The sequence below is a fragment of the Bacillus sp. 491mf genome (assembly GCF_900112415.1).
Taxonomy (GTDB): domain Bacteria; phylum Bacillota; class Bacilli; order Bacillales; family Bacillaceae_G; genus Bacillus_A.
Map to the genome: position 1 here is coordinate 263787 of NZ_FOLV01000002.1, position 14719 is coordinate 278505.

The window sequence follows — 14719 nt, forward strand, 5'->3', positions numbered from 1 at the left end:
GGAGGAGTTTGCATGGAGAAGAAAATTGAAGTATTATCAACGACGCGTCTGACGTACTCGTCGGATTTATATAAGGTTGTTGATAGTTTAAATCGAACATTAAAAGAAAAAGATCTGATGTTCGGATTAGCATTAGACGAAAATGAAAAAGAGACAGCAATTTTTACGATTTACAGAACGTAGTGATACAATGAAAAAGTGGATTTTGACAATTTTGATTGTAATCGTTGCAATTGTTTTATACGGGGGTCACATTTATAATACGTCTATGGAGAAAAAAGTTCCGAAAGAATCGAAAACAGTTGAGGTTGCAAAGGAAAAAGCAAAACTCACAAACGTAACAAAAATCGATTATTATAACGGCAAAACTCCATATGAAGTTGTACAAGGTGTGAATGAAAAAGGAGAACAATATATCGTTTGGGTGCCTGAGAAAAAAGGAGAAATTTTGGTGCAAAAAGCAAGCAAAGGTATCTCTGAAAAAGAAGCATTGCAAATTGTTGCAAAGGAACGAAAACCAAAGCAATTTGTCAAAGCAAAATTAGGCGCCGAAAACAATGTTCCATTATGGGAAGTTACATATATTGATGATGAAAATCGTTATACTTACTATTATCTTGCTTTTCAAGATGGTAAGTTTTTGAAACGATATAGTATTGAAAAATAAGTGCAGGGGGAACTCAGGATGAAATTAGCAAAGCGAGTAGCTGCTCTAACACCATCTTCAACGTTAGAAATTACAGCAAAGGCACAAGCGTTAAAAGCGGAAGGACATGATGTGATTGGCTTAGGAGCAGGAGAGCCTGACTTTAATACGCCAGAGCATATTATAGAAGCTGCCTATAAAGCAATGTTAGAAGGTTATACAAAATATACACCAACTGGTGGATTAGCTGCGCTAAAACAAGAAATTATCAAAAAATTTGAGCGTGACCAAGGCATATCTTATGAACCATCTCAAATTATTGTATGTAACGGTGCAAAACACGCTTTATATACGTTGTTTCAAGTGTTACTTGATGAAGGTGATGAAGTTATTATTCCAACTCCGTATTGGGTAAGTTATCCAGAACAAGTGAAGCTTGCAGGCGGAGAGCCAGTATATGTAGATGGTTTGGAAGAAAATCATTACAAAATAACACCGGAGCAATTACGTCAAGTAATTACAGAGAAAACGAAAGCTGTAATTATTAACTCACCTAGCAACCCAACAGGGATGATTTATAGTAAAGAAGAGCTACAACAGCTTGGACAAGTATGTTTAGAGCATGACATTTTAATCGTTTCTGATGAAATTTATGAGAAGTTAATTTATGGCGATGCCGAGTATACATCAATTGCTCAGCTTTCTAACGAATTACAAGAACAAACGCTTATTATTAACGGTGTATCAAAATCGCATTCGATGACAGGATGGCGTATTGGCTATGCAGCAGGTAATAAAGAACTCATTAAGGCAATGACAAACTTAGCGAGTCACAGCACGTCAAACCCTACTTCAATTGCACAGTACGGAACGATTGCTGCTTATGCTGGTGATCAACAGCCTGTAGAAATCATGCGCAGAGCATTTGAAGAACGACTAAATATCGTGTATGATAAGCTAATTCAAATTCCTGGGTTCACTTGTATTAAACCACAAGGAGCATTCTATTTGTTCCCCAATGTAAAAGAAGCAGTCGCATTAGCTGGTTATGAAACGGTTGATGAATGGGCAAAAGCGTTGTTAGAAGAAGAAAAAGTTGCTCTTGTTCCAGGAACAGGATTCGGAGCACCGAACAATGTTCGTTTATCGTATGCGACTTCACTAGAACAGCTAGAGAAAGCGTTAGAACGTATTCATAGATTTATGAAGAACAAAATGGAAGGCTAAGCACAGTTCTTTCATTCTGACTTCTACAAACTGTTTTTTTATTCGACAGTTCAAATGATACCTCCCTATATGAAAGGGAGGTTTTTTTGACGAATTGTGCCAAAAAGAAATACGAAAAGGTGTGTTATACTAGAAAGCGAGGTGTTTGAATATGAAGAAGAAAATCATGTTGGAATGGTTTGAACAAGGTAGTATTGCGATTCCAAAATTATTAATGATGCATTACAAAAAACTTGGTTTAAACGAAATTGAGTTTATGGTACTTTTGCATGTACACACATTTTTAGAATCAGGAAACTCTTTTCCGACACCAGGAGAAATTGCAGAGCGAATGACGATTACACAAACAAAGTGTATGGAGATTATTCAGGCGTTAATTCAGAAAGGTTTTTTAGCTTTAGAAGGAGGCCGGAAACCTGGGGCAATGATTTGTGAAAGTTATTCACTTCAGCCTCTTTGGGAAAAAATATTACATTTTTTAATGAGTGAAAACATTGAAGAAGAAGAGCGAGAACAAAAACAATTACAAATAAATTTATATACAGTATTTGAGCATGAATTTGGCAGACCCTTATCTCCATTTGAGTGTGAGACGTTAGCGATGTGGCAAGATCAAGATCATCACGATCCTCTTTTAATTCAAGCAGCCCTTCGTGAAGCTGTTATGAGTGGAAAACTGAACTTCCGTTATATTGATCGTATCCTGTTTGAATGGAAGAAGAACGGTATTAAGACAGTCGATCAAGCACAAAATCAAGGCCGGAAATTTAGAGAAAGTCAACAGCGGAATCAGCAAGTATCACGCCAAGAAACGAAGTATACTGGAAAAGTACCATTTTATAATTGGTTAGAGCAGTAATGGTAGGAGGAAATAATGCTAAATAAAACACAAATTAGACACTGTCTCGATGTAATGGGAGAGATGTATCCGGAAGCACATTGTGAACTGAATCATGACAACGCATTTGAACTTGTTATTGCGGTTGCGCTATCTGCACAGTGTACAGATGTTCTAGTAAATAAAGTAACAAAAAGTTTATTTCAGAAATATAAAACACCAGAAGATTATTTAAAGGTGTCTTTAGAAGAATTACAGCAAGATATTCGCTCGATTGGTTTGTACAGAAATAAGGCGAAAAATATTCAAAAGCTATGCCATATGCTTATTGATGAATATGGCGGAGAGGTGCCGCAAGACCGAGATGAATTAACGAAGCTACCAGGTGTAGGACGAAAAACAGCAAACGTTGTTGTCTCTGTTGCATTTGGTGTTCCAGCAATTGCAGTTGATACGCACGTAGAGCGCGTAAGTAAACGACTTGCCTTATGTAAATGGAAAGATTCTGTGTTAGAAGTAGAAAAGACGTTAATGAAGAAAGTACCGATAGAAGAGTGGGGCGTAACACATCACCGCATGATATTCTTTGGGCGTTATCACTGTAAGGCACAGCGTCCGCAGTGTGAAGAATGCCAGCTATTAGAGTTATGTCGTGAAGGAAAGAAGCGCATGAAGGAGAAGAAAAAGAAATGAAGCAAGTACTTGAAATACCGAATGACTTTCGGTGCAACCCTTTCTTTGAAGATATGAATGTCATCGAATACAATGCAGAGAGATCATTTGGGGAGCTTTTAGAGGAGACGTACTTTTTCTTTGATATTGAGCAGGGATATAAGCCATGGAATGAGATGGAAATGAGCATTCCTACTGTATTAGGCTTATGGAAAGAACAAAAAGAAGAGATTTCTATGTTATTTCGAAATCGAAACAAAAAAGAAGCGAAAGATCCGATGGTGCAATTTGCAGGACATCTTTTATCCATTTTACACTGGATGAATGGAACACCTGTTACAAGTTTACAAAATATGAGCGAACAAATCGACAGACTTGAGAAAAAGCCAGTTAACTTTTTAGAACGATTTTCATTCATTATGAATAAGCCAAATCATTACCATTCCTTCATTCAGCTCACACAGTTGTATGAAGAAATGGAAAAGTTATATGTAAAAGTACTTATTATGCAAAAGAAGCCATCTTCCCGTTAGGGAGATGGCTTCTTTTTTTACTATCATAATTACTGAGTATTTGCTGGTGGAACTAGAGGCTTATCAACTGGTGGTTTATTTTTTTCTTCATCAGCTTTCTTTTTAGCCTCTTCATCAGCTTTTCTCTTAGCTTCTTCTTCGGCTTTCTTCTTAGCGTCATCATCAGCTTTTTTCTTAGCCTCTTCATCAGCTTTCTTTCTTGCATCATCATCGGCTTTTTTCTTAGCGTCATCATCAGCCTTTTTCTTAGCTGCGTCATCATCGGCTTTTTTCTTAGTATCATCACCGCCAGGTACGACTACGGTTTTAGTTGCTGGGGTACTAGTACCACCAGTCTTTTTCGCAACAAGTGAGATCGTATAAGTAGCGCCAGGTTTGACACCGCTAATTGTTGCACTTGTACCACTTATTTGTGGACTGCCGCCAGACCCGTCACTACCTTTATAGCTTACAGAATAAGATACGTCTGAATCGTCTGAAGCTGACCAACTTAAAGCAATGGATTGCGATGCAGCATCATATGAGGCATTTAAAGATGGTGCATCTACATTGATTTTTGGAATATCATCTTTTTTTGCACCTTTTACATAAAGTTCGTTACCGATGCGTTCTACACTACTTGGCATTTCAAAGCGAGATGTATCACTTCCAAATTCACTCATCATCGCTTTAAATATACGCTGTGCGATAGGTGATGTATTTTTGTCAATATAGCCTTCACTTGGTTTGTCATACCCTGTCCATACAGCCATCGTATATTGTGGTGTAAAACCTGCAAACCAACTATCAGGACTTGCGGAATCAGGGAAATCGTATTTCCTAAGGTCTTCTGTAGAATAGTTTGTTGTTCCTGTTTTACCAGCAACGTCTAATGAAGGAATATTTGCCGCTTTACCAGTACCAGTACTAGATTTTACAACACTACGCATCATATCAGTAACCATGTATGCTGTAGAATCCTTCATCACTCGTTTTCCTTTTGGAGTAAAGTTTACTTCTTTCCCATCTGGATAGACAACTTTTGTGACGAAATGTGGTTTATGATATATACCGCCACTTCCGTAAGCTGCATATGCTCCTGCAACTGTGAGTGGAGAAGCTCCATTACTACCAATTGCTGATGATTCTACAGCGCCATCTTTTCCAAAAGTAAAACCAAGTCCTTCAGCGAAAGCTTGTGCTTTATCTCGTCCGACTTCATTCGCGATTTTTACAGCTGGAACGTTTCGTGATTGCGCTAATGCTTCACGCATAGACATTGTACCTTTATGACCGTTGTCAAAATTTCGTACTTCTCGTTTTCGGTCTGTTTCATAATAGTATGTTGAGTCATCAACTTGGTGATACGTAGACCATTGTTTGTATTCAACAGCAGGGCCGTAGTCAAAAATCGGCTTCATTGTTGAACCAACTTGGCGCGTTGTCGTATCAACAGCTATATTATGTCCTTTAAATGTTGCTTTATTTTCACCGCGTCCGCTACCGAGTGCACGTACTGCGCCTGTTTCAGTATCCATAAATGCGAATGCACCTTGGAATTTTTCATCAGGATAGTTAATGATCTCTTCAGTGTTCAACATTTTATCCGCAAAATCTTGAGCTTTTGTATCTAATGCTAAATAGATATTAAGACCATCAGAACCAATGTTCACATCTTTAATTTCTGACTCGATTTCTTTTACAGCAGCATCAAAATATGCTTGATACGGCATTTGTGTTGCTTCTTGAGATGGTTGAAGACCTTCTGTTACCGGGATTTTCTTAGCATCGTCCATCTCTTGCTTTGTAATATAGCCATGTCTGTTCATTAAATATAATACTGTGTCGCGTCGCTCTGTCGCAGCCTTCACATTTTGCGGCTTCGTAGGATCATAATTATTAGGACCTTGTGGTAATCCTGCAAGCATCGCTGCTTCGTGTAATTTTAAATCTTTTAAATCTTTTCCGTAATAATTTTGCGCAGCAGTTGCAATTCCGTAAGAACGGTTACCTAAGTTAATTTTGTTTAAGTACATTTCTAGAATTTCATGTTTTGAATATTGCTGCTCTAGCTTGTAAGATAAATACCATTCTTGTACTTTACGTTCTGCTGTTTTTTTCCTCGTCAAGAAATAGTTTTTAATAACTTGTTGTGTAATAGTACTACCGCCTTGAGAACCAAAATCACCTGTCACGTTTTCGAAGATTGCTTTTGTAGTTCGCTTAAAATCAATCCCATTGTGCTCGTAAAAGCGTGAATCCTCTGTAGCTAGGAAGGCACTTTCAACTACTTTTGGAACTTGGTCATATGTGACATTCGTTCGCTTCTCAGCGCCGTATTCATATATGAACTTTCCGTCTTTATCATAAAACTTTGTTGATAATGGATTTACAAGTTTTGCTTTATCTAGTTTTGGAGCATCTTTTACCATAACAAAGAAAGCAGAAACTCCAGCTACTAGTGTCACAATGCCGATCAATAAGCAAGCGATTAGAAATTTACGTAGAAAAGAACCTTTTTTCTTTGGTTTCTCTTGTTTAGGATGTTCTTGCTTCTGTTTTTGAACTTGTTTTCGTTCTTCACGAGAACGATAATTTTCTGACATTATACTTTCTCCTACCTTTCATTTTCTCCCCAAAAGTCGAAAAATGAGCCTTATTGTTGACTCTATCATGAAAAATAAAGTGTGTCTAGTGTGTGGATATAATCAATGCGGGGATGATAACCACATTGTAATAAGTATCCACATTCTTCCACTTCTTCTTTCGTAATGGATTTACGTCCACCAGCTTCTTGGCGATTCCAAAATGTCACGATATGTTTTGCATCCAATAAATAAAATTCATCGTAAAGAGTAAATTTAATAATAACGAATGCAATTCCGCTATGAGCTAATACTTCTTTCATATGATTGATTTGATGAAGATGGAAGTTTTGTAAAGGAAAACTCGTTTTATTTCTCGTTTCTTTCGCTTCAAAATCAATGTACTTGCCTTTGTACACACCGTTGTAATCAGTTGTAGAAGGTTGCTTAAAGTACGCTTCTTTAATTACGGCAGCGCTTCGTTTTGGGTAATCGACCTTTACGATTTGAAGAGGGGTCGGCTTTTTATGCACACAAGCAATATTGTGAGTTAAATAGTATTGATTTGTTTCGTTCAGTTCCTCTTCAAGAGACATTCCTCTGTTACTATAAGTATCTTTTCTTATAGGTGACAGGCTATGAGTTGGTTGAGTCTGAGTATACTTTCTTCCGTTTGGGTAACGAATGGTCATAATTTGTCCACTCCAAATTGCATAGAATTACTTACAAAGGTGATTATATCAAAAAAAATAAAAAATGGGCTATTTTTTTAGATAGATATGAGGTGAGAGCATTATGTTTGCACAAAACAACTATGAAAAAATAAGACAAGAAAGAAAAATATCTTCTTATACGAATGAAGAAAAATATCTTGTAAATGATATTCAGCAACAAACGATTCTTGCAAATGTGGATAACATTTCACGAACGCATGCTTATAAGGAATATTATGAGCGTAATAAAGAAATTCGTTGGTCGTTTTTAGCTAGCATGGTGTCTCGCAATGCAGGCTGGAATATGACAGATTTAGAAGGAAAATATTATCCGAAAGTTTTATCTAAGGAGATACGGAAACAATTATTTCTTACATATGAACGTGCGAATTGGCTTATTTTTTTAGATGCGTATCCACAGTTGCTGTTGTACGAATATAGCAAACGAATGAAAAAGCCATTGTTTCATTTATTACAAAAGTTTTCCGTTTCGGTATTTATGGAAGGGGAATGGTCTCATTTTTGGCAGCAAAGAAACGAGGAACGACTTATGACAGCTCTTATTATTAATGAACAATCTATCATTCAAGAACCGATCATTGAGCATCCATTTTATCAAAAACATATTTTTCAAACATTCATGTTTAAATTTCAAGAATTATTTCATTTTAGTGCAGTAATATTTCCGACAATAGCGGGGGAATTATACGGTTTTTCTGTACATCAATTTGAAACATTAACAAAGAGAATTGAACTCGGAAAGCGATTAGCATGGCTATTGTTTCATCCAACTTATAAGGAGTTATTTTATACATTTTCTTCTCAAACAGTTCACACAGGATCAAGATTCGATTATGAACAATATTTCATTACAACTAATGAACAAAATACGCCGCAGCTTCGTGATGTATTTTCGGTTGTTTCTCATCACCGTAAGACCGAGGAAGATTGGTTTCAGACAGGGGTGGATGTAGAAAAGCTGTTTTTATTTGAAGAACCGAAAGAAGAGGTTGAAATGACAGCATGGTTTTGTCAAAAACAGAAACAATTACATTTCTTTGCTTCATTACATAGCCTTTTTTAACAGGAGATAGAAGAGAGGGGATAGAATGTCGGTATCTTAATCAAGTAAAGTTTGTATTATTCATGATATAATAAAAAAATCCCGCTTTGTGGAAAGCGGGAATGAAACCATCCGTAAGAGCCCGATTGGTTTAACTAACCATCAGTGAGAAGAATGTTCACTGATGGAAGTTTTATGTCTTATGTCGCAGGAAAATTTGGACCGTCTAATTTTGGATTTCCTGTTTCAGGTTTATTTTGTTTGCTTTGAGGTTGTTTTTTCTTGTTTTCATTTTTATTTTTAGCCAATGTCGACACCTCCCTTTCGTATTGTTGCCACTTTCATAAACTTCATACAAAAAATCACTTTCTTTGCCGAATTACAACTAGTTTTGTCAAGCATGCAGGAGTAAAAATAGAGCTGGCGAATTAACATGACAAAGAAAAAGCAAAGAGGGAGGCGTGTTGAAGATGAAAATGGTTCAGAAAGAAGATGTAATGAAAAAGATGGATCAGATGTTAAATACTCTTGATTTGCTTGAAATGAACGTGTCGCTTAGGGTTGATCATGCGCTAAAGGATAAAAAAGAATTTGTAGTTAATAAAGTAGAGATTATGGAAATGCATATGAAGCATATGGAAACGAAATTATTAAATCATGAAGAGAAAGGTAACTGGGTACAAACATTTCAAATAGTAGCCGTTAGTATATAGGTGAGAATAGTGGAATATACAACATTGATTGAGTTAACAAAAAAACTAATTGAGTATAATGATGAAACAATTATAAAAAAAAGAGAAAGTGAAGAATGTGAATTTGATTTTTATCATGATATAAAGCCATTCGTATCTTTAGTGGATCAAAACTTAGAAGAATGGAAACAATTCGTTTTGGAGTGGTTGCAGCGTACAAAGCCTAAATACATACATGTACAGCAAATAGAACAAGTATGTACAAATTTACAAAATAATTCTTTACAGTGCTTTGCGAGGAAAATGAATGGAAAACGTTTTTTTGAAACGCATCAAGCGATTCATTATACATTACAAAATATTTTAGAACAATGTAAGTAATAAGAGGGGAAAGTCCCTCTTATTTTTATGCTTCTGTTATAATATCTTTTTCTGTTTCGTAAGTTGGTTTTGTAGCCCCTATTGTTTCTAATTCACGAATTATACTTCTATACTCTGATAAGCAAATTTTTCCTTTTAGATAAGAATTTCTTGCGAAATCAAGTAACTCATTTAAATCTTCTGGTTCATACCCCTTTTTTATGACGAATTCTTGTTTTAAGTCCCCTAATACCATGTTGATTCCTCCCCCATAAGAATCTTTCTATTTAATGGTAGCATACAAACGCTTACTTTTTTATTTTTCGAAAATTTAAATTTCTTTAAATTTAAAGTTTGTATTCAAAATTTGCAATTTATAGGACGATTACACATTTTTTTTTTGATTACATATTCTAACTGTATAAAAAACAGTTAGAGGAGGGAGAATGCATGTTTCAACGTTCTAACATGTATCAGAGTGAACAAGACCCATACTTGCGTTCTAACATGTATCAGAGTGAACAGGACCCGTATTTGCGTTCTAACATGTATCAGAGTGAACAAGACCCATACTTGCGTTCTAACATGTATCAAAATGAACAAGACCCATACTTAGGTTCTAACATGTATCAGAATGAACAAGACCCATACTTACGTTATAATATGTATCCTTTTGCGCCTTACTATATGAATTACACTAATTATTTTCAACCTTTTCAACTTCCACAAATGAATCAGTCGATGTTTTATCCACCGAAACAACCTACTCAATCTTCTTTTTATCCACATACGCCATATCCAATGATGAATAAACAAAACTCTACAAAACAACAGCCAAGCCAATTTTCCAGCTTTATGTCGCAGTTTAAAACATCTGACGGAAATTATGACATTAATAAAATGATGGGTACCGCAGGCCAAATGATGAATGCAATGAACCAAATTACCGGTATTGTCAAACAAGTAGGTGGTTTTTTTGTAAAATGAAACTTCCATTCATGGGCGATTTTCCCATGAATGGTTAGTAGAACCAATCAGGCTCATACGGATGGTTTGATTCTCTTCCTGATCCCGCTTCATACCAGCCGTTAGAGCGGGGTAAAGTGAAACTTCCATTCATGGGCGCCTTTCCCATGAATGGTTAGGCTCATACGGATGGTTCGATTCTCTTCCTGATTCCGCTTCATACCAGCCGTTAGAGCGGGGTAAAGTGAAACTTCCATTCATGGGTGTCTTTCCTATGAATGGTTAGTTGAAAAAATTGAAATTATATAGGTAGTTTTTTTGAGGTCTTTATATAGGAAGAGACGTGTAAAAAGTTATAGGGAAATGTCTTAAGATATTTTGATATGTGGAGACTAATAAAATACCCAAATTTGGCAGATGAAATGTCATAAAAAATAGTTGTTCGGACTTCCTATCCATTTTACAATTGCAGTAGTATTAAAAATAAAGTATATGGAGAGGAAGAATGTGAAGAGAATTATTTTACTTTTGTTTTTTGTTATGATTACATTAACTATTTTTATTTTCACAAATTTTAAACAATTTTTATAGACAAATTTCCAATATAGAAATAGGTGTTTGTTACAAACGGCTTTTACTCTTTTCACATATTGTAAAATGTAAGGTTATTTTCAAACTGTGAGAGGAGAGAAAAACTATGTATCATTGTCATCCTTGTTTTGGAGGATTGGGCCCAGTTTCACCAATTACAATAGCACCGCCAGTTGTGCATCCGACAAAATGTTGTGAAACACACACATGCTCAAAAACGATTGTACCTCATATCCATCCAACGCATATGAAACATGTTCACCACCAAGTAGTACAGTCGCAGCATTATTTCCCACAAACAAACTCTAGCGTGAATGTTATACAACCTGCTCCGCCAACTGTAGTTGGAGGAGTTGGTGGACCTGGCCCTGGAGTTGGAGGAGTTGGCGGATTCGGCCCTGGAGTTGGAGGAGTTGGCGGATTCGGCCCTGGAGTTGGAGGAGTTGGTGGATTCGGCCCTGGAGTTGGAGGAGTTGGCGGATTCGGCCCTGGAGTTGGAGGGGTTGGCGGATTCGGCGGATGTACCCCATGCGGTCAAGTATCGCCATTTGGTCCGAATGTGAGTCCAGCTGTATCACCAGCGCCTAACATGGGACCAAATGTAGGTGGCATGTTTAAAAAGTAAGTGCTATGCTAGAACTAGCGAATTGCTAGTTCTTTTTTTTTGAAAAGGGGCGTATTATTTTGAAAGTAGTAGCTGTTACAGGATATAAACCATTTGAACTGGGCCTTTTCTCAAATGAACATCCTGGTGTAGAGTACATAAAAAAAGCGGTGCGCAAAGGGTTACTTTCGTTGTTAGATGAAGGATTAGAATGGGTAATTATTAGTGGGCAATTAGGGGTAGAGTTATGGACGGCTGAAGTGGTCTTTGATTTACAATTGGAATACCCGGATTTAAAATTAGCTATATTTACCCCTTTTTTAGAGCAGGAAGAAAATTGGAAAGAAAACAATAGGGAGTATTATGAATTTATTCTTTCGCAAGCGGATCATGTGGATAGCATCACAAAGCGAAAATATGAAAGCCCAGAGCAATTCCGTTTAAAAAATCAATTTTTAATTGAAAAAAGTGATGCTTTGCTTGCTATGTATGATGAGGAAAAGCCCGGAAGTCCTAAATATATGGTGGAAGTAGGAAGAAAAAAAGCAGAAACTCAAAATTATCAATGTTATTTCATACTTTTTTCTGATTTACAAGATATAATAGAAGAAGAACAGTGGAATAAAGATATATGATTGACAAAATGAGCTGTTTCTGAAAAAATTTAAGTAATGAAAGTTTTGGTAAAGGCTTGAGGTGGAATGAATGATTTCTGATAAAATTAAGTTAACAGCAAAAGATATTTTAGAAAAAGAGTTTAAAACAGGAATGCGAGGATATCAACAAGAAGAAGTTGATAAGTTTTTAGATTTAATTATTAAGGACTATGAGGCGTTTCATAAGGAAGTTGAGCAATTAAAGCAGCAAAATGCACGTTTAAAACAAGAATTGGAAGAACAAAAACAAAAAGCGTTGAGTGTACAAGTACAACCGACACCATCGCCAATTTCGACTCCGCAACCAGTATATAACAATACAAATACAGACATTTTAAAACGTCTTTCGAATTTGGAGAAAGCTGTATTTGGAAGTAAACTATACGAGTAATGGAAGAGAATAAATAAGTTCGTAGTATTTTTCGGATAAAAAACGTTGCAAAATATTTGTGTTTCCACTATACTAATTCATGTCATAACGTTTGGGTAATCGCTGCAACTTTTTGTTGTAGAGGAAAGTCCATGCTCGCACGACCTGAGATGGTCGTAGTGTTCGTGCCTAGCGAAGTCATAAGCTAGGGTAATTTGGCGTAAAGCTGGATTAACGGCAGGGAAAAAACCTAAGTCCATTTGGATATGGTTTGACTACCTTTAAAGTGCCACAGTGACGAAGTCCCAGAAGAAATGATGGGAGTGGAACGAGGTAAACCCCACGAGCGAGAAACCCAAATATTGGTAGGGGAACTTTTCCTAAGGAAATGAACGATGGGAAAGGACAGATGCAATTGCTCTGTAGATAGATGATTGCCACCGGAGTACGAGGCGTGGGCCGTTTGCAGTACAAAGGTACAGAACATGGCTTACAGAACGTTATGAACCAATCATGAATTTGTTCAGCTCTCCTTTGTAAGAGGAGGGCTTTTTATTTGTATGAAGTTTTGGAATGTGAGTTAAAATGGTAAAGAAAGTTTTGTAAACTTAATGAAATTGTATTGAATGAAGATGTTATGAATTTTACTGATCGGCAGAGAGGATTATATTGCTGATTATTGCTTGATTATACATTATGAGGAGAATGAAGATGGGAAAAGTTACTTTAATTGCAACTGCTGCAATGGGAATTGAAGCGCTTGTTGCAAGAGAAGTTCGCAATCTCGGTTATGAATGCCAGGTAGACAATGGTAAAGTAACGTTTGAAGCGGACGAAAAAGCTATTTGTCGTAGTAATCTATGGCTCCGTACAGCGGATCGTGTGAAAATTAAAGTTGGTGAATTTAAGGCAACAACATTTGATGAATTATTTGAAAAAACAAAGGCCCTAAATTGGGGGGATTATATCCCGGAAAACGGAGAATTCCCTGTTATCGGTAAATCGATCAAATCTACATTGTTTAGTGTGCCGGATTGTCAAAGTATCGTAAAAAAAGCTGTCGTGGAAAAATTGAAAAGTACATATAGACGTACAACATGGTTTGAAGAGGATGGCCCACTATTTCGTATTGAGATTGCATTATTAAAAGATGTGGCAACGTTGACAATTGATGCAAGTGGTGTTGGGCTTCATAAGCGTGGATACCGCGTTGGACAAGGGGATGCACCGTTAAAAGAAACGCTGGCAGCTTCGTTAATTATGTTAACAAACTGGAAACCAGATCGTCCGTTTGTAGATCCATTTTGCGGTTCTGGAACAATTCCACTTGAAGCGGCGTTAATTGGTCAAAATATTGCTCCAGGCTTTAACCGTGAATTTGCTTCTGATGGTTGGGGTTGGGTTGGTAAAGAAAATTGGCGCATAGCTCGTGAAGAAGTAGAGGACTTAGCAAATTACGATCAACCGCTTCAAATTATCGGATCAGATATTGATCATCGTATGGTACAGGTTGCACAAGATAATGCTGATGAAGTAGGACTTGGTGATCTGATTACATTTAAGCAAATGCAAGTAAAAGATTTTACTACAAAAGAGGAATACGGTTACGTTGTGACGAATCCTCCATACGGAGAACGTTTAAGTGAAAAGCCTCTTGTTGAAAAAATGTATGCGGAGATGGGACAGGCCTTCCGCCCGCTAGATACGTGGTCTTTATATGTATTAACAAGCCATCCTGAATTTGAGAAATGGTTTGGCAAAGATGCATCGAAGAAACGTAAGTTATTTAATGGATTTATTCGCACTGATTACTACCAGTATTTCGGTAAACGTCCGCCGCGCGATTAGTATAAAACTTCTTTAGAACGCATATACTTGCTATTATGCGATAATCTAAAGGAGGAAGCGCTAATGGATGGTTTGCAATTTTCCATTATTCAAAAGGCTATTCATCGAACGTATGATGAATTAGAGAAGGAAGTAAACCTTCACGGCGTAGCCGATTATGAGTTAGAAAGAGCACGTGAAGAGTATTTATCAGCTTTATCACATGAAACTTTAATTGATAAGCGATATTTAAAATCATTGATAGAGTAGAAAAGTTTTCCTTCATTCAGGAAAACTTTTTTCGCTCAATTGTAGTGCAAACAACAAGAAAACAGCAACTGCTCTTTATATGAGGAGTTGCTCTGTCTTTTTATATAGAAATTGAGTAGTTGGAGGA

18 protein-coding genes and 1 other RNA gene are annotated in these 14719 nt (G+C 36.6%); 16 read left to right on the top strand and 3 right to left on the bottom strand.

From position 1 onward, the window contains the following. The first annotated feature begins 12 nt into the window (after positions 1 to 12). The 6 genes from BM211_RS04170 to BM211_RS04195 all read left to right on the top strand — a co-directional run bounded on the left by BM211_RS04170 (position 13) and on the right by BM211_RS04195 (position 3916). The gene (locus BM211_RS04170) at positions 13 to 183 is read left to right on the top strand and encodes a YpmA family protein (protein WP_081904925.1); all 171 of its coding nucleotides are present in this window, start codon (positions 13 to 15) and stop codon (positions 181 to 183) included. Between the two features lie 7 nt (positions 184 to 190). After that, positions 191 to 667 (top strand): cell wall elongation regulator TseB-like domain-containing protein, encoded by a 477-nt coding sequence (locus BM211_RS04175; protein WP_090995249.1) that lies wholly within the window; start codon positions 191 to 193, stop codon positions 665 to 667. A gap of 18 nt (positions 668 to 685) precedes the next feature. Then, entirely contained in the window at positions 686 to 1873 is a 1188-nt protein-coding gene (locus BM211_RS04180) for a pyridoxal phosphate-dependent aminotransferase (protein WP_035435005.1), read from the top strand. 151 nt (positions 1874 to 2024) lie between these two features. After that, positions 2025 to 2732 carry a DNA replication protein DnaD gene (gene dnaD / locus BM211_RS04185; RefSeq protein WP_090995252.1) on the top strand — a complete coding sequence of 236 codons (708 nt, stop codon included), beginning with the start codon at positions 2025 to 2027 and terminating at the stop codon, positions 2730 to 2732. 15 nt (positions 2733 to 2747) lie between these two features. Beyond that, entirely contained in the window at positions 2748 to 3404 is a 657-nt protein-coding gene (gene nth / locus BM211_RS04190) for an endonuclease III (RefSeq protein WP_090995254.1), read from the top strand. Next, positions 3401 to 3916 (top strand): YpoC family protein, encoded by a 516-nt coding sequence (locus BM211_RS04195; protein ID WP_090995257.1) that lies wholly within the window; start codon positions 3401 to 3403, stop codon positions 3914 to 3916. The genes nth and BM211_RS04195 overlap by 4 nt, the downstream gene beginning before the upstream one ends. A 29-nt stretch (positions 3917 to 3945) precedes the next feature. On the opposite strand, the gene BM211_RS04200 is transcribed toward BM211_RS04195, so the two are convergent. Together BM211_RS04200 and recU are read right to left on the bottom strand one after the other, a co-directional pair. After that, complete coding sequence (locus BM211_RS04200) at positions 3946 to 6501, bottom strand: penicillin-binding protein 1A (protein ID WP_090995259.1); 2556 nt, start codon at positions 6499 to 6501, stop codon at positions 3946 to 3948. A gap of 65 nt (positions 6502 to 6566) precedes the next feature. Further along, the gene (gene recU / locus BM211_RS04205) at positions 6567 to 7172 is read right to left on the bottom strand and encodes a Holliday junction resolvase RecU (RefSeq protein ID WP_035434997.1); all 606 of its coding nucleotides are present in this window, start codon (positions 7170 to 7172) and stop codon (positions 6567 to 6569) included. 103 nt (positions 7173 to 7275) lie between these two features. Here recU and BM211_RS04210 point away from each other — a divergent pair, with 103 nt between their 5' ends. The 3 genes from BM211_RS04210 (at position 7276) to BM211_RS04220 (ending at position 9329) form a co-directional block, all read left to right on the top strand. Then, positions 7276 to 8277: a DUF2515 domain-containing protein gene (locus BM211_RS04210; RefSeq protein ID WP_035434996.1), complete on the top strand. Its 1002-nt coding sequence runs from the start codon at positions 7276 to 7278 to the stop codon at positions 8275 to 8277. A 449-nt stretch (positions 8278 to 8726) separates the two neighbouring features. Further along, positions 8727 to 8969 (top strand): hypothetical protein, encoded by a 243-nt coding sequence (locus BM211_RS04215; RefSeq protein WP_035434994.1) that lies wholly within the window; start codon positions 8727 to 8729, stop codon positions 8967 to 8969. Positions 8970 to 8978: 9 nt separating this feature from the next. Beyond that, complete coding sequence (locus BM211_RS04220) at positions 8979 to 9329, top strand: YppE family protein (protein WP_035434993.1); 351 nt, start codon at positions 8979 to 8981, stop codon at positions 9327 to 9329. Positions 9330 to 9354: 25 nt separating this feature from the next. On the opposite strand, the gene BM211_RS04225 is transcribed toward BM211_RS04220, so the two are convergent. Next, entirely contained in the window at positions 9355 to 9564 is a 210-nt protein-coding gene (locus tag BM211_RS04225) for a YppF family protein (RefSeq protein ID WP_035434991.1), read from the bottom strand. A 194-nt stretch (positions 9565 to 9758) separates the two neighbouring features. On the opposite strand from BM211_RS04225, the gene BM211_RS04230 reads away from it, so the two are divergent. The 7 genes from BM211_RS04230 (at position 9759) to BM211_RS04260 (ending at position 14592) form a co-directional block, all read left to right on the top strand. Beyond that, positions 9759 to 10295 carry a YppG family protein gene (locus tag BM211_RS04230; protein ID WP_035434989.1) on the top strand — a complete coding sequence of 179 codons (537 nt, stop codon included), beginning with the start codon at positions 9759 to 9761 and terminating at the stop codon, positions 10293 to 10295. A gap of 676 nt (positions 10296 to 10971) precedes the next feature. Continuing rightward, positions 10972 to 11490, top strand: a complete 519-nt coding sequence (locus BM211_RS04235) for a CotD family spore coat protein (RefSeq protein ID WP_090995262.1) — start codon at positions 10972 to 10974, stop codon at positions 11488 to 11490. 59 nt (positions 11491 to 11549) lie between these two features. Beyond that, a complete protein-coding gene (locus BM211_RS04240; protein ID WP_035434986.1) occupies positions 11550 to 12104 on the top strand; it encodes an SLOG family protein in 555 nt (184 codons plus the stop codon). A 70-nt stretch (positions 12105 to 12174) separates the two neighbouring features. Continuing rightward, positions 12175 to 12516 carry a cell division regulator GpsB gene (gpsB, locus tag BM211_RS04245; protein WP_035434984.1) on the top strand — a complete coding sequence of 114 codons (342 nt, stop codon included), beginning with the start codon at positions 12175 to 12177 and terminating at the stop codon, positions 12514 to 12516. Positions 12517 to 12603: 87 nt separating this feature from the next. Next, an RNA gene (rnpB, locus tag BM211_RS04250) (RNase P RNA component class B) lies at positions 12604 to 12993 on the top strand. Between the two features lie 213 nt (positions 12994 to 13206). Continuing rightward, entirely contained in the window at positions 13207 to 14343 is a 1137-nt protein-coding gene (locus BM211_RS04255; protein ID WP_035434983.1) for a THUMP domain-containing class I SAM-dependent RNA methyltransferase, read from the top strand. Positions 14344 to 14406: 63 nt separating this feature from the next. Further along, a complete protein-coding gene (locus BM211_RS04260) occupies positions 14407 to 14592 on the top strand; it encodes a DUF3921 family protein (protein ID WP_035434981.1) in 186 nt (61 codons plus the stop codon). Positions 14593 to 14719 lie beyond the last annotated feature (127 nt).